Genomic DNA, 21,720 nt, shown 5'->3' with positions numbered 1-21,720 from the left:
GCGGCGAAACGCGCATGTCCAGAACGCAGGCGCCAGGCGCGCCCATGCAAGGAGTGGCTGAGATGGCCGCAACGGCAACAGCAGGTTCGGTGGCGGCCGCCGCACCGAAGGTCGAGGAACATATGGATCCAAGGAGGCTGATCGCCTTCTTCGCCATGGTCGTCGGCATGTTCATGGCCATCCTCGACATCCAGATCGTCTCGGCCTCGCTTGCCGAAATCCAGGCCGGCCTGTCCGCCGGTTCGGACGAGATCGGCTGGGTGCAGACCTCCTACCTCATTGCCGAAGTCATCATGATCCCGCTGTCGGGTACGCTGGCGCGCATCGTCTCGACGCGCGTGCTGTTTTCGGTGTCGGCCGCCGGCTTCACCGCGGCGAGCGCGCTTGCCGCGACCGCGACGAACATCGACCAGATGATCGTCTATCGCGCGATCCAGGGCTTCATCGGCGGCGGCATGATCCCGTCGGTGTTTGCCGCTGCCTTCACCATCTTCCCGCCGTCGAAGCGCAACATCGTCTCGCCGATCATCGGACTGATCGCCACGCTTGCGCCGACCATCGGCCCGACGGTTGGCGGCTATCTCAGCCATGCCTTCTCCTGGCACTGGCTGTTCCTCGTCAACGTCATTCCCGGCATCATCGTCGCGACGCTCACCTGGACCTTCATCGATTTCGACAAGCCGGAACTCGGCCTCTTCAAGAAGTTCGACTGGTGGGGTCTGGCCTCGATGGCGATCTTCCTCGGCTCGCTCGAATATGTGCTGGAAGAGGGTAACGCCAACGACTGGTTCAACGACGATCATATCGTCATGGGTGCCATTGCGGCCGTGATTGCTGCGGTGATCTTCTTCTATCGGGCCTTCAAGGTGGAATTCCCGGTGGTCGACTTGAGGGCATTCTCCAACCGGAACTTCGCTTTCGGTTCGATGTTCTCCTTCGTGATGGGCATCGGTCTCTACGGCCTTACCTATCTCTATCCGCTCTATCTCGGGCGCATCCGCGGCTACGATTCGCTGATGATCGGCGAGACGATGTTCGTCTCGGGTCTTGCCATGTTCTTCACGGCGCCGGTTGCCGGCTTCCTCTCGGGCAAGCTCGATCCGCGTGTGCTGATGACGATCGGCTTCACCAGCTTCGCCGGCGGCACCTGGATCATGGGGCACCTGACGGCCGACTGGGACTTCTACGAGCTGTTTATCCCGCAGATCCTGCGTGGCGTCGGGTTGATGCTCTGCATGGTTCCGATCAACAACATTGCGCTCGGGACGATGCCGCCGGCGCGCATGCGCGGCGCCTCTGGTCTGTTCAACCTGACCCGAAACCTTGGCGGTGCGGTAGGGCTCGCGATCATCAACACGATCCTGACCCAACGCCAGGACTTCCACTATGCGCGTCTTGCCGAGCACGTGCAGTGGGGCAATCCGGAAGCGATGGAGCGGTTCAACAACATGGCCGCGAACTTCAACGCCCATGGTCTGGACGGCACGACGATCGCCATCAAGCAGCTTGCCGCCCTGGCGCAGAGGCAGGCGATCATCCTGTCCTTCAGCGATATCTTCGTGCTGCTGACGGTGCTGTTCCTGTCGCTGATCCTCGGCGTGATGATGATCAGCAAGCCCAAGGGCGTCGGTCCGAGCGGCGGCGGCCACTAAAACAATATGGAGGATGGGGCGAGCCGGCCCGTCCTCCTCTCCCAAAGAGAAAGCCAGGCGGGCGTGTGCCCGCCTTCTTCATTTCCGTTCCGAGACAGCGTGCACGGTTTACGCGAGGCGAGCGTTGCGGCACAGTTCCGCCCACGACTATCGAGGGCTGCGGCATGAAGGGACTGGTTTCGGCGGCTATCTCACGGCGGAATTTCATGACGGGTCTTGCCGGACTGGGGCTAGGGCTTGCGGCCTCCCGCAGCCGCGCAGCCGCTCCGGCCATCGATGCGACGTTCCTGTTCTCAAACGACGTCCACGCCTGCCTCGTCTCGATCGAAGGGCTTGCGCCGAACTGCGCGGCGGAGGGCAAGACCGACGCCAACCTGCTGCGCCACGTGGCGGTGCTCAACGCGGTGCATGCCATGCGTTGGCCGGAAACGGTCGCGGACAAGCCGAGCGGTCTTGCGAGCGCCGGACGGCAGATCGGCAAGCCGCTCGGCCTGGTGCTTGGCGGCGACCTTACCGACGACGGCGGCGGTCAGGTGCGCCAGCCGCGCGAGGGCCGGCAGCTGCAGCAGTTCTCCAGTCGTTATCAGGAAGGGGCGGGGAGCGACCGTGTTCACATGCCCGTCTTTGTCGGGCTCGGCAATCACGACCTCGACCAGGATGGGCCGCCGCCGCATGTCGACTGGTATCGCCGCGAACTGCGCGACTATGTCGAACTCAATCATCGCCAGACGGTGTTCTACAAGCCGCCGGTGCCGGTGACCAACTACGACCCGCTCTCGGATTGCTATTCCTGGGACTGGGGCGGACTGCATCTCGTGCAATTGCAGCGCTTCGGCGGCGACGAGTCCAAGGGAGCCGTGAACGCGCTGCCGTGGCTGAAGCAGGATCTTGCGACCTATGCCGGCGACGGCCGGCCGGTGATCCTGTTCCAGCACTATGGCTGGGATGCCTTCTCGACCGAGGTCTGGGATACGAAGTTGAAGACCTTCGACGACAACGGCGACGGCAGCGCGCACTGGTGGAGCATCGCTCAGCGTCAGGCGCTGCTCGACACCGTCAAAGGCAGCAACGTTATCGGCCTGTTCCACGGACATCAGCACGAAACGGCGATGATCTACCGGCAGAACGGGCTCGACCTCATCAAGCCGAAAGCGGCCTATATGGGCGGCTTTGCCATCGTGCGTGTCACCGATGGCTTCATGGACGTCGTGCTGGCCGAGGCCGGCCAGGTTCATGGAGAGGTCACCTTCACCGCGGCCTTCAGCAAACGCCTCGGTTAAGTCTGAAAATTAAAATTAATCAATGTCTTAAATCTCGTTTTTCGCCGTCTGCAGGTGGCGGTGCGGGGCTCTGTTTTTCGCGTTCTGCAGATTCTTGATTTACGTACATCAAAAAATCCTCTAAAGGCAAAGCCCGGAGGAAAACATGCGCCCGACCGTTCACGATATCGCTGCCGAAGCGGGGGTCAGCCTCGCGACCGTCGACCGGGTTTTGAACAATCGCCCGGGCGTGCGCGGCGTCACCCGCGAGAAGGTCGAGCGCGCGATCACGACGCTCGGCTATGTGCGCGACGTCGCTGCCGCCAATCTCGCCAAGAGCCGCACCTACCCGCTGATCTTCATCCTGCCCGAGGGCGACAACACCTTCATGCGCGGCCTCGTGGCCGAGGTGGAGGCGGCAAAGCTGCGCTCTGCGGTCGAGCGCACCGCCATTACTGTGCTCACTGTGCCGGCCTTCGACAAAGCGGCCCTTGCTGCTGCACTGGAAAAGGCACGGGCACTCGCTCCCGCAGGGGTCGCCGTGGTTGCGATCGATGCGCCGGAGGTCGTTGCGGCGGTCGATCGGCTGCGTGAAGATGGCATTGCCGTGGTGACGCTGGTTTCCGATCTGCCGGGATCGTCGCGCGATCACTTTGCCGGCGTCGACAACGTTGCCGCCGGCCGCACCGCCGGCACCCTGATGGGGCGTTTTCTCAGTGGTCGCGAAGGGCCGGTCGCGATCGTCGCCGGCTCGATGCTGGTGCGCGATCACAGCGATCGTCTTGAGGGCTTCAGCGCGGCGATGGCCGAAAGCGCCCCGGGCCGCCGGCTTCTTCCCGTCGTCGAAGGCCATGACGACCCCGCCGAGGTCGAGCAGCTCGTGTCTGGTCTCATTGCCGATCATGCGGATCTCGCCGGCATCTACAGCCTCGGCGCCGGCAATCGCGGCCTGATCACGGCGCTCGAAAAGGCCGGGCGTCAGGCCGATGTCTGCGCCATCGCGCATGAGCTGACGCCGCATAGCCGCGCGGCACTCTCGTCCGGCACCCTGGACGCGCTCCTGAACCAGGATGCCGGCCATGAGGTTCGCAGCGCCATCCGCGTGCTGAAGGCCCGTGCCGATGGCCTCGCCGTGATCGGGGCGCAGGAGCGCATCCGCATCGAGATTTTCCTGAAAGACAACCTGCCGGTCGATCCGGCGTAACGATTTGAAGCTGTGCGGTTCCAGACGGGAAGCCGGCTGGAATTGCTCATTGGAGGCAAGCATGTATCTCGGACTGGATCTCGGCACCTCGGGCGTCAAGGCAATGCTGATCGATGGCGACCAGCGCATCATCGGTTCGGCCTCCGGCGCGCTCGACGTTTCGCGGCCGCATCCCGGCTGGTCGGAACAGGACCCGGCCGATTGGGTGCGCGCCACCGAAGAGGCGATTGCCAGGCTGAAGGCGGCGCATCCCAAGGAACTTGCGGCCGTCAGAGGCATCGGGCTCTCGGGCCAGATGCACGGCGCGACGCTGCTCGACGCCGAAGACCGGGTGCTTCGGCCCTGCATTCTCTGGAACGACACCCGGAGTTTCCGCGAGGCGGCGGCCCTCGATGCGGACCCGCAGTTTCGCGCGATCACCGGCAATATCGTGTTCCCAGGCTTCACGGCGCCGAAGCTTGCCTGGGTGCGGGCCAACGAGCCCGAGATTTTTGCGAAGGTGCGCTGGGTGCTGTTGCCGAAGGACTATCTGCGTCTGTGGCTGACCGGCGAGCACCTGTCGGAAATGTCCGACAGCGCCGGCACTGCCTGGCTCGACACCGGAAGGAGGCGCTGGTCGGAAAGCCTGCTTGCCGCCACCGACATGGACGAAAAGCAGATGCCGAGCGTGGTCGAGGGAACCGATGCGGCCGGGAAGCTGCGTTCGGAATTGGGCGCGCGCTGGGGCATTTCCGGTGACGTCGTGGTTGCTGGCGGTGCCGGCGACAATGCGGCCTCTGCCTGCGGCATGGGCACGGTCGGCGAGGGGCATGCCTTCGTCTCGCTTGGCACTTCGGGCGTGCTCTTCGCAGCGAATGTGAGCTATTTGCCCAACCCGGAAAGTGCCGTTCATGCCTTCTGCCACGCGCTGCCGAATACCTGGCACCAGATGGGCGTGATCCTGTCGGCGACCGATGCGCTGAACTGGTATTCGGGCATCGCCGGCCGCAGCGCCGCGGAGTTGAGCGCCGAACTCGGCGACACCATCAAGGCACCCTCGGGCGTCACCTTCCTGCCCTATCTCTCGGGCGAGCGCACGCCGCACAATGACGCGGCGATCCGTGGCGCCTTTGTCGGGCTCGGTCATGAAAGCAGCCGTGTGGTTCTGACCCAGGCGGTGATGGAAGGCGTGTCCTTCGCCATCCGCGACAGCCTGGAAGCGCTTCGCGCCGCCGGTACGACGCTCTCGCGGGTGACCGCGATCGGCGGCGGTTCGCGCTCGCGCTATTGGCTGAAATCGATCGCGACGGCGCTCAACCTTCCCGTAGATCTGCCCGCCGATGGCGATTTCGGTGCTGCCTTCGGGGCGGCCCGCCTGGGGCTGATCGCGGCAACCGGCGCCGATCCCGTTGCCACCTGCTACGCCCCACGCACGGCCGAGACGATCGCGCCGGAAGCGTCGCTGGTTTCGGCCTATGAGGAGAGCTATCAGCGCTATCGCCGTCTCTATCCGGCGATCAAGGGCGCCGCGTCGTGATGATACGGCGCCCAAAGCCTCATTCGGGTGCTGTGCGTTCAGCGGGCCGGAACCTTGTCGAGAAAGCCGGTGACCGTCTTCAGACGGCCCTTCTCGATCTCGCAGACATCGGTGCCTTCGATAACCGAGGGAACGCCCTCCGGACCGAGCGCCCAGGAAAAGCGGATCGTGTCGGCATAGCCGTCCGCCGCACCCTTCAGCGTGAAGCGGAAGCCGGGAAATTGTCCCTGCACACCGGCAATGAGCGCATCGATGCCGGCATGACTGTCGCCCTGCATGATCGGGTCACGGTAGGCGACGTCGGCGGTGAAGGCCTTCTCGATCAGGGCGGCGCGCTCAGCAGCGTCGGTGGCGTTCCAGGCGGTCATGTAGGCGTCGGCGATGGCGTTGAAGTCGTGCATCGAAGTGTTCCTTCCGTTTGGCGTTTCGATGCTTCCGGTATCGCCGGACGAGGGAATGAAACCAATTACCTTCCAGGTAATGGCCGCGCCTATCGCATGGGCCATGTCGGCCGAAACCATCCATATCCATCCCATCTTTCAGAGGAGCCAAACCCGTGAGCACAGGATTTTTCGGCGATATCGCCAAGATCAAATATGAGGGACCGGAGAGCAGCAATCCGCTTGCCTTCCGCCACTACAACAAGGACGAGGTCGTGCTCGGCAAGCGCATGGAAGACCACCTGCGCTTCGCGGTCGCCTATTGGCACACGTTCGTCTGGCCGGGCGGCGACCCCTTCGGCGGCCAGACCTTCGAACGTCCCTGGTTTAAGGACAGCATGGACGCGGCGAAGCTGAAGGCCGATGTCGCCTTCGAATTCTTCGATCTGCTCGGCGTGCCCTTCTACTGCTTCCACGATGCCGACGTGCGCCCGGAAGGCAAAAGCTTCGTCGAGAACACGAAGAACCTGAACGAAATCGTCGATCACTTCGAAAAGAAGCAGGCCGAGACCGGCGTCAACCTGCTCTGGGGCACGGCGAACCTCTTCTCCAACCGGCGCTACATGTCGGGTGCGGCGACCAATCCGGATCCGGATGTCTTCGCTTTCGCGGCCGCAACGGTGAAGACCTGCCTCGACGCCACGAAGCGCCTCGGCGGCCAGAACTATGTGCTCTGGGGCGGTCGTGAAGGCTATGAAACGCTGCTCAACACCGACATGAAGCGCGAGCTCGACCAGCTCGGCCGCTTCGTCAACCTCGTCGTCGAATACAAGCACAAGATCGGCTTCAAGGGCGCGGTCCTGATCGAGCCGAAGCCGCAGGAGCCGACCAAGCACCAGTACGACTACGATGTCGCAACGGTCTACGGCTTCCTCAAGAACTACGGCCTCGAGAATGAGGTCAAGGTCAATATCGAGCAGGGCCACGCGATCCTCGCCGGCCATTCCTTCGAGCACGAGTTGGCGCTTGCCAACGCGCTCGGCATTTTCGGTTCGATCGACATGAACCGCAACGACTATCAGTCCGGTTGGGATACCGACCAGTTCCCCAACAACGTGCCGGAAATGGCGCTGGCCTATTACCAGGTTCTCGCAGGCGGCGGCTTTACGACCGGCGGCACCAATTTCGACGCCAAGCTGCGCCGTCAGTCGATCGACCCGGAAGACCTGCTGATCGGCCATATCGGTGGCATGGATTGCTGCGCCCGCGGCCTCAAGGCAGCGGCGAAGATGATCGAGGACAAGGCACTCTCCGCACCGCTCGAAAGCCGCTATGCCGGCTGGCAGGTGCCGGAAGCCAAGAAGATGCTCGACGGCGGTTTCTCGCTCGAAGAGATCGAAGCCTGGGTGCTGAAATCGGACCTCAACCCGCAGCCGAAATCGGGCAAGCAGGAGCTGCTCGAAAACGTCGTCAACCGCTACGTATAAACCGTGTGATCGGAAGGCGGCCGGGAAGTCCCCGGCCGCCTTTGTTCTTTCGTCGCAACTCGCGGGTTCGCATTCCTGCGCAGAAATCCACCACTCGTGCGAACCCACGACTGAAAATGAAATCGATTACAATTCTTCGGTTAAACTACGCCGCCGCCTGTTGCTCCGTGCTGAAAATCTGTTAGCTTCGGCGCCTGCAACGTTTCAGGTCCATCGGCTGTCGCGGGAATAGGGCGCTTAGCGCATTCTTTGCTGACTGGTCGCATGGGTCGATAGTCGTTCCATTGGGAGGAAAATCGGGATGAAAACCATCAAGGGGCCAGGGCTCTTTCTTGCGCAATTTGCCGGCGATGCGGCACCGTTCAATTCCTGGGACGCGATCACCAAATGGGCGGCCGATTGCGGCTACAAGGGCGTGCAGGTGCCGAGCTGGGACGCACGGCTGATCGATCTTAAGAAAGCCGCGACCTCGAAGACCTATTGCGACGAGTTTCTCGGCACGGCGCGCGACAACGGCGTCGAGGTGACCGAGCTTTCGACCCATCTGCAGGGCCAGCTGGTCGCCGTGCACCCGGCCTATGACGAGGCCTTCGACGGCTTTGCAGCACCGGAAGTGCGCGGCAACCCGAAAGCGCGCCAGGCCTGGGCGGTGGAACAGGTGAAGCTGGCGCTGACCGCCTCGAAGAACCTCGGCCTGAATGCGATGGCGAGCTTCTCCGGCGCGCTTGCCTGGCCTTTTGTCTATCCCTGGCCGCAGCGCCCGGCCGGTCTCGTCGAGGCCGCCTTCGATGAGCTGGCAAAGCGCTGGAAGCCGATCCTCGACCATGCCGAGGAAAACGGCGTCGACATCTGCTACGAGATCCATCCGGGCGAGGACCTGCACGACGGCATCACCTACGAGATGTTCCTGGAGCGCACCGGTAACCATGCCCGCGCCTGCATGCTCTACGATCCCTCGCACTACGTGCTGCAGTGCCTCGACTATCTCGACAACATCGACATCTACAAGGAACGCATCCGCATGTTCCACGTCAAGGATGCGGAGTTCAACCCGACCGGACGCCAGGGCGTCTATGGTGGCTATCAGGGCTGGGTCAACCGCGCCGGCCGTTTCCGTTCGCTCGGTGACGGCCAGGTCGATTTCGGCGCGGTGTTTTCGAAGATGGCCGCCAATGATTTCGCCGGCTGGGCGGTGGTCGAATGGGAATGCGCGCTGAAACATCCCGAAGACGGCGCGCGCGAGGGGGCCGACTTCGTCAAGCACCACATCATCCGCGTGACCGAGAAGGCCTTCGACGATTTCGCCGGTGCAGGCACGGACGATGCCGCCAACCGGCGGATGTTGGGGATTTGAAAAATGGCCCCTCTCCTCGGGTTTCACCCGAGGACTAACCCTCTCTCCGCACGCAGGGAGAGGGGACTTGCACGACCGCTGGCCCGTTGCTCCTACGTTGATGTTGCCAAGGTCTGTGTGGCGAGCGGGTGCGGCATCTCCCTTCTCCCCGCCAAGCGGGGAGAAGGTGCCGGCAGGCGGATGAGGGGTAGACGCTCACGGTGCGGGGCGAAAGCCGCGACAACAACACGACACGGAACGGAAACAGGGGAGAAGACGATGGCAATCGAAGGAACGAGCGAGAAGCGCGAGCGCCGCATCCGGCTTGGTATGGTGGGCGGCGGCTCCGGCGCCTTCATCGGCGCGGTGCACCGCATCGCAGCCCGGCTCGACGATCACTATGAGTTGGTGGCCGGCGCGCTGTCGTCGACGCCGGAGAAGGCGGAAAACTCCGGCCGCGAGCTCGGGCTCGACCCGTCGCGGGTCTATTCCGACTTCAAGCAGATGGCGATCCGCGAGGCGAAGCTGAAGGACGGCATCGAGGCGGTAGCGATCGTCACGCCGAACCACGTGCACTACGCCGCGGCCAAGGAATTCCTGAAGCGCGGCATCCATGTAATCTGCGACAAGCCGCTGACCTCGACGCTTGGCGATGCCAAGAAGCTGAAGAAGGCGGCGGACGAGAGCGATGCGCTGTTCGTGCTGACGCACAACTACACCGGCTATCCGATGGTGCGGCAGGCGCGCGAGATGGTTGCCAATGGCGAGATCGGTGCGGTGCGGCTGGTGCAGATGGAGTATCCGCAGGACTGGCTGACCGAAAACATCGAACAATCAGGCCAGAAGCAGGCGGCTTGGCGCACCGATCCGGCGCGCTCGGGTGCCGGCGGTTCGACCGGCGATATCGGCACGCACGCCTACAACCTCGGCGCCTTCGTCTCCGGTCTCGAACTCGAAGAACTCGCTGCCGATCTCGACAGCTTCGTTGGCGGTCGCCAGCTCGATGACAATGCCCATGTGATGATGCGCTTCAAGGCGAAGGACGGCGAGCGCGCCAAGGGCCTGCTCTGGTGCAGCCAGGTGGCGCCGGGTCACGAAAACGGCCTGATGGTGCGCGTTTACGGCACCAAGGGCGGGCTCGAGTGGACGCAGAAGGATCCGAACTATCTCTGGTACACGCCGTTCGGCGAACCGAAACGGTTGCTGACCCGGGCTGGTGCGGGTGCCGGGGCTGCTGCAAACCGCGTCAGCCGCATTCCGTCCGGCCATCCGGAAGGTTACCTCGAAGGCTTCGCCAACATCTACACGGAAGCGGCCCGCGCCATCTTCGCCAAGCGCAAGGGCGAAAAGATCGATCCGGCCGTCACCTATCCGACCATCGATGATGGCATGAAGGGCATGGTCTTCGTCGATGCCTGCGTCCAGTCATCCAAACGAAATGGGGCATGGGTAAAGGTATAGCCACAGGCCGATACCGGCGGAAGGGCGGGGCTTTCCCGCCCTTTTTCGCGAGTTGACATTTGCCGGCATGGTTCTAGGTCGGCCGATGACAAGACTGAAAACGAAAAGGCCCCGCTGCCGGTGGGGCCGGAACGAGACGAGACCAAGAGATGACCGATCCCAAGATCCTGGCTGAGCGCTTTCCGGGCGATTTCGTATTCGGGGTGGCAACCGCCTCCTTCCAGATCGAAGGCGCCACCAAGGCCGATGGTCGCAAGCCGTCGATCTGGGACGCCTTTTCCAACATGCCGGGGCGTGTCTTCGGCCGGCACAACGGCGATATCGCCTGCGACCACTACAACAGGCTGGAAGACGATCTGGACCTGATCAAGAGCCTCGGGGTCGATGCCTATCGGTTCTCCATTGCCTGGCCGCGGATCATTCCGGAAGGGACCGGTCCGATCAACGAAAAGGGTCTCGACTTCTACGACCGCCTCGTCGACGGGCTGAAGGCGCGCAACATCAAGGCCTTCGCGACGCTCTATCACTGGGACCTGCCGCTGGCGCTGATGGGCGACGGCGGCTGGACGGCGCGCACGACGGCCTATGCCTTCCAGCGCTACGCCAAGACCGTGATCGCCCGACTCGGCGACCGGCTCGATGCAGTCGCGACCTTCAACGAGCCCTGGTGCTCGGTTTGGCTCAGCCATCTCTACGGCATCCATGCGCCGGGCGAGCGCAACATGGACGCAGCCCTGCACGCGCTGCACTTTACCAATCTGGCGCATGGCCTCGGCGTCGACGCCATCCGCTCCGAGCGGGCCAACCTGCCCGCTGGCATCGTCATCAATGCCCATTCGGTCTATCCGGGCAGCGACAGCAAGGCCGACAAGGCAGCCGCCGATCGTGCCTTCGACTTCCACAATGGCGTCTTCTTCGGCCCGATCTTCAAGGGGGAGTACCCCGACAGCTTCATGAGCGCGCTCGGGCACCGCATGCCGGCGATCGAAGACGGTGATATGGAGACGATCTCCCGCCCGCTCGACTGGTGGGGGCTCAACTACTACACGCCGGTGCGGGTCAGCAACGATCCGGCCAAGGGGGCAGAATACCCGGCGACCGTCAATGCGAAGCCGGTGAGCGAGGTGAAGACGGATATCGGCTGGGAAGTCTATGCCCCAGCGCTCCGCAGCCTCGTCAAGACGCTGAACGCGACCTATGAGCTGCCCGATTGCTACATCACCGAGAACGGCGCCTGCTACAACATGGGCGTCGAGAACGGCATCGTCGATGACCAGCCGCGGCTCGACTACATCGCCGACCACCTGTCGGTGACCGCGGATCTAGTCGCCGAGGGATATCCGATGCGCGGCTATTTCGCCTGGAGCCTGATGGACAATTTCGAATGGGCCGAAGGTTACAAGATGCGCTTCGGCATCGTGCATGTCGACTACGACACCCAGGTGCGCACCATCAAGAAGAGCGGCCACTGGTTCCAGGCGCTGGCCGAAGAGTTTCCCAAGGGCAACCACGTCTGACGATCTGGTGGGCGGGCTCAGCCCGCCCGGTGTTGCCCTCGGCGCTGTGCTATCTCACCGACGAACCGGCAGGACCTCGAGGCTCTGCCGGTCGAGCTGGGCCAGCACTTCCTTGAAACCGTAACGCGGCTTCCAGTCGAGTTTTTCGATCGCAGCGCTCGGGTCGTACACCCGGTCGATGGTTGCGGGCAGCGGCCAGTCGCGATCGGCGAAGGCCTGCGACAGTTTTGGCGCGCGTTCACGCAAGAGCCCCGCCGCGTCCTCCGCCAGACGGCGGCAATCGGTCGGAAGGAAGGGCGTCTCGCCCGAGATGATGTAGCGCTGAAAGGCCGGGCCGCCATTATCGAGCGCGGCCGCATGGGCGGCGGCAACGTCACGCACATCGATGCCGCGGTGCAGGCGGTAGCCCGCGACGCGATCGGCGGCCTCTGGGAAAGAGCGCGACATGCGCAGCACACGCACATGCAAAGCACGATCGGCGGCGTTTTCGAGCAGTGCTTCGGCCGCAAGCTTGGTGTGATGGTAGATGGTATGCGGCTTCGGCGGCGTTTCTTCGGTGATCCAGGCGCAGCCGCCTTCGGTGACCGCATGGCCGTAGAGCGCCGTCGTGCTGGTGAAGACGATGCGGCCGACGCCGGCGGCCTGCGCTGCGGCGATCACCAGATGCGTGCCCATCACGTTGACGCGCTCGAATTCCTGGTCGGCAACCGCATCCACATGCGGCGCATGCAAGGCAGCGGTATGGATCACCGCATCTGCTCCCTCCATGACACGCTCCAGCAACTCGCCATCGACGAGATCGTCGACGATGGCCGTCGTGCCGAAGGGCGCGCGGTCGATGCCGATGACATCGTGGTCGGCAGCGGCGAGTGCGTTATAGATGGCCCGGCCGATACGGCCGGAACTCCCGGTCAAGACGATGCGCATTTCCTACCTCGTAACCCTGTTGCTGCCCGTTAGCATGAAATTCGGTCCGGTGCAGTCGGTTCGAACAAGGATATCCAAACTGACGATCTGCCGGATCTCGGCACGCTGGACAGCAAAAGAGCATGGTTTTGCCAATCCTCTGCCTATTGCGGAAAATCATGCCTGTGAAATCCACCCATAGTTCTCCATAAGAGCCGTAGATTATGTCGCATGCGGGCCATGCGGCGCAAAAGTTGAACTGACTGGTTGCTTGATGCTAGAGAAGTGCTCCCTGTTCCGAATGCGTTGTCGAATGTCGGCCTGACCGGACACGCTTTCCATCCCGGCTTCCCCGGGATCACGAGATTTGAACACCCGAGAGCACCTAATGTATCCGCACATTTCGACTGCGCCTCTTTCGGGGGCACCCGAACGATGAGCGTTTCAGCCCTGAAAGCCACGCCATCGGCTGACGCGGCCGTCGTTTTCGACGGCGTTTCCAAACATTTTCCCGCCTCCGGCACCAGCGGCGCCTTTACCGCGCTCGATACCGTTTCGCTGACTGTTGATCGAGGCTCGATCACCGGCATCATCGGCCGGTCCGGCGCCGGCAAGTCCACGCTGATCCGGCTGGTCAACGGGCTCGAAAAGCCGACGGGCGGCAAGGTGCTGGTGGACGGCGTCGATGTCGGCGGGCTCGACGAGGCGGCGCTGCGCAGCCTGCGCCGATCCGTCGGCATGATCTTCCAGCACTTCAACCTGCTGTCCTCGCGCACCGTGTTCGGAAACGTCGCGCTGCCGCTTGAAATCGCGGGCATGGACAAGCGCGCGATCGAACAGCGCGTGCTGCCGCTGCTCGATCTCGTCGGCCTTGCCGACAAGCACGGGCGCTATCCGGCTGAGCTTTCGGGCGGCCAGAAGCAACGCATTGGCATTGCCCGGGCGCTTGCGACCGAGCCGAAGCTCCTGCTTTCCGACGAGGCGACCTCGGCCCTCGATCCGGAAACGACCCAGTCGATCCTGGAGTTGTTGAAGCGCATCAATGCCGATCTCGGCCTGACGGTGCTGCTCATCACTCACGAGATGGAAGTGGTGAAGGCGGTGACATCCGATGTGGCCGTGATCGATCATGGCCGCATCGTCGAGCGTGGCCACACCTTCGACGTCTTCACCCATCCGAAGCACGAGACGACGCGGGCGCTGCTTTCGGGCCTGCCGGGCTCGAAGCTTCCAGACGCGGTCGCCCGCGCGCTGAAGCCTGCACCGGCGGCCGGCGATCGCGCCGTCGTGCGGCTCACCTTCTTCGGGGCTGCGGCCGAAAAGCCGCTGATCTCCCAACTGATCAAATCGGTCGGCGCCGAGGTCAACATCATAGCCGGCACGATCGACGAGATCGGCGGCGCGCCCTATGGCTCGCTGGTCGTCGCCTATGGCGCGGATGCCGAGACGTCCGGCCGCGCCGAACGCTTCTTTACCGAAAACGGTCTGGTCACGGAGGTGCTCGGTTATGTCGCCTGATATTCTCCTGCGCATCGGCGGCGCCACCGTCGACACGATCTACATGGTCGCCATCGCCGGCCTGATCGGCTCGTTGATCGGTGGGCCGATCGGTATCTTCCTCGCCACCAGCGGCAAGGGTGAGCTCTTTCCGGCGCCGACGCTCAACCGCATCGTCGGGCTGATCGTCAACGCCACGCGCTCGACGCCGTTCATCATCCTCGTTGTCGCCATCATTCCTTTCACCCGGCTTCTGACCGGCACCTCGATCGGCACGAAGGCTGCTATCGTGCCGCTGACGATCGCCACCATCCCCTTCGTCGCGCGTCTGGTCGAGGCGGCGATCCGCGAGATCGACAAGGGCCTGATCGAGGCGGCGCGCGCCATGGGCGCGACCCCGATGCAGATCGTCTTCAAGGTGCTGCTCGCCGAGGCGCGACCGGCGCTGACCCTGGCGCTCACCATGACTGCCGTCAGCCTCATCGGCTATTCGGCCATGGTCGGCGCCGTCGGTGGCGGCGGGCTCGGCGACCTCGGCATCCGCTACGGCTACCAGCGCTTCATGCCCGACGTGATGCTCGTCGTCGTCATCGTGCTGATCGTGCTGGTGCAGCTCGTCCAGAGCGCCGGCGACGGGCTGGCGCGGCGCTTCGACAAGAAGAACCGCAAGACCTGAATTCCTCCCAAGACTGAACGTGAACCAAGGAGACATCCATGAAGAAGCTCATCATCGCAGCGGCGATTGCCGCTCTTTCCGCCGGCACGGCGCTCGCCGAGACCATCAAGGTCGGCGTAACGCCGGGCGAACATGCCCAGATCATGGAGAAGGTGAAGGAAATCGCGGCACCCAAGGGTCTCGACATCGAGATCCTCGAGTTCTCCGACTACGTTGTTCCGAACCAGGCTCTGGCCGATGGCGACCTCAACGCCAACTCGTTCCAGCACCAGCCCTATCTCGACAACCAGATCGCTGATCGTGGCTTCGACATCGTCAGCGTCGGCACCACCATCACCACGCCGATGGGCGTCTATTCGCAAAAGGTGAAGAGCCTCGACGAACTCCAGGACGGCGCGACGATCGCCATCCCGAACGACCCGACCAACGGCGGCCGCGCGCTGCTCGTTCTCGCGTCGAAGGGCCTGATCAAGGTCAAGGAAGAGGTCGGCCTCAAGGTGACGCCGGCCGACATCACCGAAAACCCGAAGAACATCACCTTCGCCGAACTCGATGCGGCGCAGCTGCCGCGCTCGCTCCAGGACGTCGATGCGGCTGTCATCAACACCAACTACGCGATGGAAGCCGGCCTGCATCCGAAGAAGGATGCAATCGCGATCGAAAGCGAGAAGTCGCCCTACGCCAACGTCATTGCCGTCCGCAAGGCCGACAAGGATGCACCGTGGGTGAAGACGCTGGTCGAATCCTACCACGACGAAAAGGTGCGAGCCTTCATCAACGACACCTTCAAGGGCGCGCTGATCCCGAGCTGGTAAGCATCTCCGCCTAAGCAAACCATCGACCGTGCGCCGCACCCCGGCGCGCGGTTTTTCTTTGACCGCAAGACCCGCTTGGCTATCCTCCTGCCACTTCGAGGAGGATGGAACATGAGTGCTATGAAGGGCGGGTGTCTCTGCGGTGCGATCCGGTATGAGCTGAAGTCTCAACCTCTCTATTCCGGCTTCTGCCATTGCCGCGACTGCCAGCGCACGACCGGAACCGGCCATTGCTGCTACATGATCTTCGATCGCGCCGATGTGACGATGTCAGGTGCGGGCCGCGGTTATGAGACGCGCGCCGAAAACGGCAATCCATCCGTTCGCTATTTCTGCGAAACCTGCGGCAGCCAGGTCTACGGCTCCGGTCCGCCAGAGGATCCGCGCCTGTCGGTCTATGCCGGAACGCTCGACGATCCCTCGGTGTTTCGCCCGACCGACGCGATCTTCACCCGCAGCCGCCATGAATGGGACCGCAGTGCATTGGCACTTGAGGAATGCGAGGCGTTGCCGGGCTGACTGCGTTCGCGAGTGAAACCGACCCTCACCCTAGCCCTCTCCCTGCAAGCGGGGCGAGGGGACGTGCCTTCGAACGGCCGTCGCGAGCGGGTCTTCGAGCCCGTCTGATGAGGCATCCCGCGAACTGGAGCTTGGTCACCGGCTGGGGCGGCGCCGTGCCGGCAGGCGGATGAGGGGCGCTTCCCTCACAGCAAGAGGGTAGCTCAGTCACCGCGCCGATGAGGGGCTTTCTCGGCGAAAAAAGTCAGCTTCCGAGGTGGCGCTCGCCGCGCTTCTTGGCAAGCAGGATCTGGCGCTGGCGCTGGCGGTAGCGTTCCCGGTCCTCGTCCGTGCGGATCTCGTGGCAATGGATGCAGGAGACGCCGTCCTCGTGGTGCGGCGACAGGAGGTCGGCCGGGGTCAGCGGCTGGCGGCAGGCGTGGCAGAGCGTGTGTTCGCCTTCCTCGAGGCCATGGGTGACCGAGACGCGCTCGTCGAAGACGAAGCAGGCGCCCTCCCACAGGCTTTCTTCCTGCGGCACTTCCTCGAGATATTTCAGGATGCCGCCCTTGAGGTGATAGACCTCGTCGAAGCCCTGCTCCTTCATGAAGGCGGTCGCCTTCTCGCAGCGGATGCCGCCGGTGCAGTACATGGCGATCTTCGGCTTGTTGTGCAGGCCGGTGTGGTTGCGCACCCAGTCCGGAAACTCGCGGAAGGTCTTGGTCTGCGGATCCACCGCACCCTTGAAGATGCCGATCGCGGTCTCGTAGTCGTTGCGCGTATCGATGACGATCGTCTCGGGATCGGAGATCAGCGCGTTCCAATCCTTCGCATCGACATAGGTGCCGACGATCTTGTTGGGGTCGATGTTCTCGACGCCCATGGTGACGATTTCCTTCTTCAGTCGCACCTTCATGCGCAGGAAAGGCATGGAGGATGCGCGGCTTTCCTTGTGCTCCAAGGCCGCGAGTTCCGGCTGCGCCCGCAGGAGGGCCAGCACCACGGCGATGCCGGCGTCGGTGCCGGCGATCGTGCCGTTGATGCCCTCATGGGCGAGCAGCAATGTGCCCTTGACGCCGTTTTCGTCGCAGACGGCCTGCAGCGGTTCGCGGAAATCGGCGAAGCGCGGGAAGCTTGCGAAATGATAGAGCGCGGCAACCAGGAACTGGCCATGCGTCTCACCATGGGTCTCAGGGCGCGGGGTCGAGGAAATGTCGGTCATGGCCGGTGCAAATACAGCTTTCGCGGCGCAAGCGCAATCGCCGCGGGCGAGAGGGGGCACTCTGTCGCGCTTGCGATCGATAGGTTGGGCCGGCTTCGTCAGCGGGCGGCGTCGAGCCAGAGCAGCCGGATCGTCCGGCTTTCTTCGTCGGGCGCCTCCTGGAAGACCGTTGCTGCCAGCGCCAACGCTTCGTCGCGCAAGGTTTCCTGCCTTGCAATGACGGCGGCGATGAGATGGGCCTGGTCCTGGCTGTTGCCGGCCAGCGCCGGATCTTCGTTGACCAGCTGGATCATGACGGCGAGATCGTTGAGGTGGCCGAGCGTGTCGACCAGCATCTTGGCCTCGTTGCGCTTGGCCTGCATGGCAGACGGCCAGGTCTCGCGCATCAGCCCCAGATGCATGCGGTAATCCTGTGCCCGCTTGCGCAATTCGTGGAAGGGATCCGCGTCCGTGCTCGCGCTGCAAGCCTCCTTGGCGCGTGCGGCGCGCTTGAGTGTCCGGCGCCAGCCTTTCGTCAGCCGCGCCGCGGTCCTGCTGCGTCGATCGTCGAACGACACATGCGCCAGTGCCTGTAGGGCCTGTTCGCAGGCGACGATGGTGCCGGCGACGCGATCCTCGATATCGGTCTCGCGGGCGGCGATGCGGTCGCGACGGGTCGTCAGCCGTTCGCAGACATGGGTGAGGGCGCGTTCTTCCTCTTCGTTGCACGCTGCTGCCCTGAGATAATGGGCGTTTTCGACGAGAGCGGCGGCATCGCGGACGATCGAGAGATTGCGGGCCATGTCGCGAATGCGGGCGTTTTCGTGCTTCTGGAACTGCGGCGCGTCGGCGGCGACAAATCGATAGAGCGAGCGCAGACGCTTGAAGTTCTTGCGGGCCTCATGGACGGCCTCGTGCAGGCCGCCTGGGCGGTCTTCGAGGGTCATGACCGCCTGCGTGATTTGCTCGGCTGCGATGGCGCGAAAGTCGTCGGTGAACGGCCGTCCGGGCCGGAAGGCGTAGGTCATGATTGGGGTTCCATCAGCCCCTCTGTGGCAAGCGACTGATTGGAGTAGCGGCGGTCGCCGGTGACTTCGCGGCCGATCCAGTTGGGCAGTGCCGGCATATCCGTCTCGCGCTTCATCTCCACTTCGGCGACAACCAGGCCCTTGAGCGCGCCCTCGTAGACGTCCACTTCCCAGACGAAGCCCTTGTGCGGCACGCGGTAGCGCCGTTTTTCGATGACGATGCCGACCGCCTGTGTCAGCATCTCGCGGGCATCATCCAGCGGTACGTCGTATTCATATTCGTTTCTGACGAGCGCCGACTTGCCGATCTTGATGGTAAGACGCGCCCACTTGTTGCCATGGACACGCACCCGCAGCGAGCGGTCGTCCATGGTCACGACATAGGCTTGCCGGAGGTCTATGCCCTTGTCCGCATGCTCTCGCCACCCGTCGGAAGCGACCAGAAACTTGCGTTCTATTTCCTTCGCCATGGATGATCCGCCATTTCGATAGGCTCGCGATCATCAAACTAACTCTTTCGTGTGAAGGCTCAAGTCATCTCTTTGTTGTAGGTAATGTTTTATCTTCGACTTACATGAGAATGCCGCACTCTTGCGCCCTTGGGTCTCGACAACCGGTGACCGGCGGAGTATGCGGAGGGCATATTCAATCGTTTTAAAAAGGACGATCGGCATGAGCGCGAAAACCGACAGGCTTCTTTCCACCCTCAAATTGCAGCCGGTCGTTCCGGTCCTCGTGATCGACGACGTCGCGACCGCCGTGCCGCTGGCGCGCGCTCTGGTTGCCGGTGGGTTGAGGGCGATCGAGATCACGCTGCGCACGCCGGCAGCACTCGAAGCGATCAGGGCAGTTGCCAACGAAGTCGAAGGTGCCGTTGCCGGTGCCGGCACGATCCTCAACGCCGCGCAATTCGAAGCGGCGATCGAGGCCGGCTCGAAGTTCATCGTCAGCCCCGGCACGACGCAGGAACTGATCGACGTCGCCAACGACCACGAAGTGCCGCTGCTGCCGGGCGCTGCAACGGCCAGCGAAGTCATGGGTCTGCGTGAAGAAGGCTACGAGGTCATGAAGTTCTTTCCGGCGGAACAGGCCGGCGGTGCAGCCTATCTCAAATCGTTGTCCTCGCCGCTTGCCGGCACGCTCTTTTGCCCGACCGGCGGGATCTCACTGTCCAACGCGCGCGACTATCTGACGCTGCCGAACGTCGTTTGCGTCGGCGGCTCCTGGGTCGCGCCGAAGGAACTGGTCGCCAAGGGAGACTGGGCCGGCATCACAAAGCTTGCGGCCGAAGCCTTCGCGCTCAAGGGCTGAGCAGCAAGAAACGGCCGCATTCATTTAAAGGCCGGGCCAAAGCCCGGCCTTTTTTGTTGGCCGTTCGTCTCCCGCGCGAGTTTGTATTTCCGCTGCAACGTTCCTATGTCTCACTCCATTCGACGGCGCGGTCGCGGGCGGCGCGCCGTTTTGTTCGTCTTCATCCGCCCGGTACCGACAAGGAGCGAAACCCGATGTTCGACGCGAAGAAATTGCTGGATCAGTTTCTGGGATCGCAGGTGCCCGGTGCCGGCGGCACGGTGCGCGACCGCGCGACCCAGGCGACGCAACTTGCCAAGGACAACCCGCTGGCGACCGGCGCCATCGCTGCCGTCCTGCTCGGCACCAAGTCGGGTCGCCAGCTTGCCGGCAATGCAGCTGTGCTCGGCGGTCTCGCTGCGATCGCGGGCCTCGGTTACCAGGCCTACAAGAACTATCAGGCCGGCAACACGCCGGGCGGCGCAACGGTCGCCAAGGGCGAACCGGAACTCCTGCCGCCGCCGGCCGATTCCGGCTTCGCCTCGGCTCCCGAGGCAGTCAGCCACGATTTCGCACTGACGCTGGTGCGGGCGATGATCGCCGCTTCGCGCGCCGACGGCCATATCGATGAGACCGAGCGTCAGCACATCATGGACAAGCTGTCGGTTTCCGGCCTTTCGGCCGATGCCGCCGCCTTCCTGGAGAGCGAGCTTGCCAACCCTGTCGATATCGACGCGATTGTCGGCGCGGCAAAGACGGAGGAAGAGCGCGTCGAGGTCTACACCGCCTCTCGCCTGACGATCGAGCCGGAAACACGCGCCGAGCGCGGCTATCTCGACCTGCTCGCCGGCCGCCTCGGCCTTCCGGATGCACTGGTCGATCATATCGAGGCGACGGTCTCGGCTGCGAAGGTGCCGGCCACGGCCTGACAAACCGTGCGACCCCAGATAGGGGTCATCACCGATTTGAACTGAGTTCATAACCAGTTTGAATTTGTGTCGGCCGTTTCTCTGGCCTATGCCGATGTAGCGAGGATTGGAGGAGCGGCCGATGCGTGATCTGAAGAACTGGAAAGGATGCCCGGCACCGAAGGGCGTCGCGCTCGAAGGACGTTTCGTCAAGCTGGAGGCCTATGAACGCGATCGGCACCTGCAGGACCTGTGGGACGGCTTCGGCGGCATGGCGATCAATCCGCTGCTGAAGTATTTCACGCAGCCCGATTTCAAAGGTATTGAGGATTTCGATGTTTGGCTGACCTCCGCACAGGAGAAATCCGGCTGGGTCACTGAAGTGTTCCGCGATCAGACGACCGGCATCGTCGTCGGCATGGCCAACTATATGCGCGCCGATCCTGCCAACGGTGTCGTCGAGGTCGGTGCCGTCGCCCATGGTGCCGCCATGGCGCGTTCGCCGCTGTCGACCGAAGTCCATTATCTGATGGCGAAACACGTCTTCGAGGATCTCGGCTATCGCCGCTACGAGTGGAAATGCCACAGCGAGAACATGGCCAGCCGCAACACGGCGGCGCGCCTCGGCTTCACCTTCGAGGGCATCTTCCGCCAGCACATGATCTCCAAGGGCGAAAACCGCGACACGGCGTGGTTCTCGATGATCGACAGCGAATGGCCGCTGCTCAATGCCGCATTCGAAACCTGGCTCGCAGCTGATAATTTCGACGCGGATGGTCGCCAGAAACGGCGGCTTGAAGATATACGTGCGGACTTGGAGCGTCAGGCGTCGAGATAGGCGCCGCACGCTCCGTCGCACCAGTAAACAGCAGGGAAATCATGCAGAACAAGGAAAAGTCACCGGCGATCGCCGCTGCGATCATTCTCGTCGTCGCCGGTCTCGGCTTCTTCGTGCTGCCGTCGATCATGCTGAAGCTTGGCGACATCTCGCCCTGGCTTGCCGCCGCCTTTGGCGTGATCTTCGTCCTCGGCTTCTTCCTGCTCTTCTGGCTCAGGGCTCGCTACCAGCGCAAGCGCGGGCTTTAGCGGTCG

At 63.3% G+C, this 21,720-nt stretch carries 21 protein-coding genes; 16 read left to right on the top strand and 5 right to left on the bottom strand.

The genetic code is table 11. The features are described from left to right. Positions 1-62 precede the first annotated feature (62 nt). From LAC81_RS16340 to xylB, 4 genes are all read left to right on the top strand, one after another. Positions 63-1,652, top strand: coding sequence for a DHA2 family efflux MFS transporter permease subunit (locus LAC81_RS16340; RefSeq protein ID WP_223725645.1), 1,590 nt, complete (start codon positions 63-65; stop codon positions 1,650-1,652). Between the two features lie 206 nt (positions 1,653-1,858). Continuing rightward, on the top strand, positions 1,859-2,932 hold the full coding sequence (locus tag LAC81_RS16335; protein ID WP_223725644.1) for a metallophosphoesterase: 1,074 nt from the start codon (positions 1,859-1,861) through the stop codon (positions 2,930-2,932). A gap of 145 nt (positions 2,933-3,077) precedes the next feature. Next, positions 3,078-4,115, top strand: a complete 1,038-nt coding sequence (locus LAC81_RS16330; RefSeq protein ID WP_223725643.1) for a LacI family DNA-binding transcriptional regulator — start codon at positions 3,078-3,080, stop codon at positions 4,113-4,115. 61 nt (positions 4,116-4,176) lie between these two features. Beyond that, positions 4,177-5,631 (top strand): xylulokinase, encoded by a 1,455-nt coding sequence (gene xylB, locus LAC81_RS16325; RefSeq protein WP_223725642.1) that lies wholly within the window; start codon positions 4,177-4,179, stop codon positions 5,629-5,631. Positions 5,632-5,669: 38 nt separating this feature from the next. On the opposite strand, the gene LAC81_RS16320 is transcribed toward xylB, so the two are convergent. Next, positions 5,670-6,032, bottom strand: coding sequence for a nuclear transport factor 2 family protein (locus LAC81_RS16320; protein WP_223725641.1), 363 nt, complete (start codon positions 6,030-6,032; stop codon positions 5,670-5,672). Between the two features lie 155 nt (positions 6,033-6,187). On the opposite strand from LAC81_RS16320, the gene xylA reads away from it, so the two are divergent. The 4 genes from xylA (at position 6,188) to LAC81_RS16300 (ending at position 11,809) form a co-directional block, all read left to right on the top strand. Beyond that, complete coding sequence (gene xylA / locus LAC81_RS16315; protein WP_223725640.1) at positions 6,188-7,498, top strand: xylose isomerase; 1,311 nt, start codon at positions 6,188-6,190, stop codon at positions 7,496-7,498. Positions 7,499-7,799: 301 nt separating this feature from the next. Then, a complete protein-coding gene (locus LAC81_RS16310; protein WP_223725639.1) occupies positions 7,800-8,852 on the top strand; it encodes a sugar phosphate isomerase/epimerase family protein in 1,053 nt (350 codons plus the stop codon). 258 nt (positions 8,853-9,110) lie between these two features. Beyond that, entirely contained in the window at positions 9,111-10,292 is a 1,182-nt protein-coding gene (locus tag LAC81_RS16305; RefSeq protein ID WP_223725638.1) for a Gfo/Idh/MocA family protein, read from the top strand. Between the two features lie 149 nt (positions 10,293-10,441). Beyond that, on the top strand, positions 10,442-11,809 hold the full coding sequence (locus tag LAC81_RS16300) for a GH1 family beta-glucosidase (RefSeq protein ID WP_223725637.1): 1,368 nt from the start codon (positions 10,442-10,444) through the stop codon (positions 11,807-11,809). Between the two features lie 54 nt (positions 11,810-11,863). Here the strand turns inward: LAC81_RS16300 and LAC81_RS16295 are convergent, their stop codons facing one another. After that, positions 11,864-12,736, bottom strand: coding sequence for an NAD-dependent epimerase/dehydratase family protein (locus LAC81_RS16295; protein WP_223725636.1), 873 nt, complete (start codon positions 12,734-12,736; stop codon positions 11,864-11,866). A gap of 414 nt (positions 12,737-13,150) precedes the next feature. Between LAC81_RS16295 and LAC81_RS16290 the strand changes: the two genes are divergently transcribed. The 4 genes from LAC81_RS16290 (at position 13,151) to LAC81_RS16275 (ending at position 16,222) form a co-directional block, all read left to right on the top strand. After that, positions 13,151-14,233 carry a methionine ABC transporter ATP-binding protein gene (locus tag LAC81_RS16290; RefSeq protein WP_223725635.1) on the top strand — a complete coding sequence of 361 codons (1,083 nt, stop codon included), beginning with the start codon at positions 13,151-13,153 and terminating at the stop codon, positions 14,231-14,233. Beyond that, entirely contained in the window at positions 14,223-14,888 is a 666-nt protein-coding gene (locus LAC81_RS16285; protein ID WP_192450810.1) for a methionine ABC transporter permease, read from the top strand. Before LAC81_RS16290 ends, LAC81_RS16285 begins: the two co-directional genes overlap by 11 nt. 38 nt (positions 14,889-14,926) lie before the next feature. Beyond that, entirely contained in the window at positions 14,927-15,703 is a 777-nt protein-coding gene (locus tag LAC81_RS16280; protein ID WP_113541121.1) for a MetQ/NlpA family ABC transporter substrate-binding protein, read from the top strand. 111 nt (positions 15,704-15,814) lie between these two features. Further along, a complete protein-coding gene (locus LAC81_RS16275; protein WP_223725634.1) occupies positions 15,815-16,222 on the top strand; it encodes a GFA family protein in 408 nt (135 codons plus the stop codon). A gap of 244 nt (positions 16,223-16,466) precedes the next feature. Here LAC81_RS16275 and LAC81_RS16270 read toward each other — a convergent pair whose 3' ends face one another. The 3 genes from LAC81_RS16270 to LAC81_RS16260 form a co-directional block, all read right to left on the bottom strand. Next, on the bottom strand, positions 16,467-17,423 hold the full coding sequence (locus LAC81_RS16270) for a rhodanese-related sulfurtransferase (RefSeq protein ID WP_223725633.1): 957 nt from the start codon (positions 17,421-17,423) through the stop codon (positions 16,467-16,469). Between the two features lie 98 nt (positions 17,424-17,521). Continuing rightward, positions 17,522-18,430 carry a CHAD domain-containing protein gene (locus tag LAC81_RS16265; RefSeq protein ID WP_223725632.1) on the bottom strand — a complete coding sequence of 303 codons (909 nt, stop codon included), beginning with the start codon at positions 18,428-18,430 and terminating at the stop codon, positions 17,522-17,524. Continuing rightward, on the bottom strand, positions 18,427-18,900 hold the full coding sequence (locus LAC81_RS16260; protein ID WP_223725631.1) for a CYTH domain-containing protein: 474 nt from the start codon (positions 18,898-18,900) through the stop codon (positions 18,427-18,429). Before LAC81_RS16260 ends, LAC81_RS16265 begins: the two co-directional genes overlap by 4 nt. 202 nt (positions 18,901-19,102) lie before the next feature. Here LAC81_RS16260 and LAC81_RS16255 point away from each other — a divergent pair, with 202 nt between their 5' ends. The 4 genes from LAC81_RS16255 (at position 19,103) to LAC81_RS16240 (ending at position 21,714) form a co-directional block, all read left to right on the top strand. Further along, positions 19,103-19,741, top strand: coding sequence for a 2-dehydro-3-deoxy-phosphogluconate aldolase (locus LAC81_RS16255; protein ID WP_223725630.1), 639 nt, complete (start codon positions 19,103-19,105; stop codon positions 19,739-19,741). A 194-nt stretch (positions 19,742-19,935) separates the two neighbouring features. Then, positions 19,936-20,649: a tellurite resistance TerB family protein gene (locus LAC81_RS16250; protein WP_223725629.1), complete on the top strand. Its 714-nt coding sequence runs from the start codon at positions 19,936-19,938 to the stop codon at positions 20,647-20,649. 121 nt (positions 20,650-20,770) lie between these two features. Beyond that, a complete protein-coding gene (locus tag LAC81_RS16245) occupies positions 20,771-21,466 on the top strand; it encodes a GNAT family N-acetyltransferase (protein WP_223725628.1) in 696 nt (231 codons plus the stop codon). 41 nt (positions 21,467-21,507) lie between these two features. Beyond that, a complete protein-coding gene (locus tag LAC81_RS16240) occupies positions 21,508-21,714 on the top strand; it encodes a hypothetical protein (protein ID WP_034786975.1) in 207 nt (68 codons plus the stop codon). The last annotated feature ends 6 nt before the right edge of the window (positions 21,715-21,720 follow it).

The organism is Ensifer adhaerens (assembly GCF_020035535.1).
Classification (GTDB): domain Bacteria; phylum Pseudomonadota; class Alphaproteobacteria; order Rhizobiales; family Rhizobiaceae; genus Ensifer.
The sequence above is the reverse complement of the archived record's forward strand: the minus strand, read 5'-3'. Positions and strand labels throughout refer to the sequence as shown.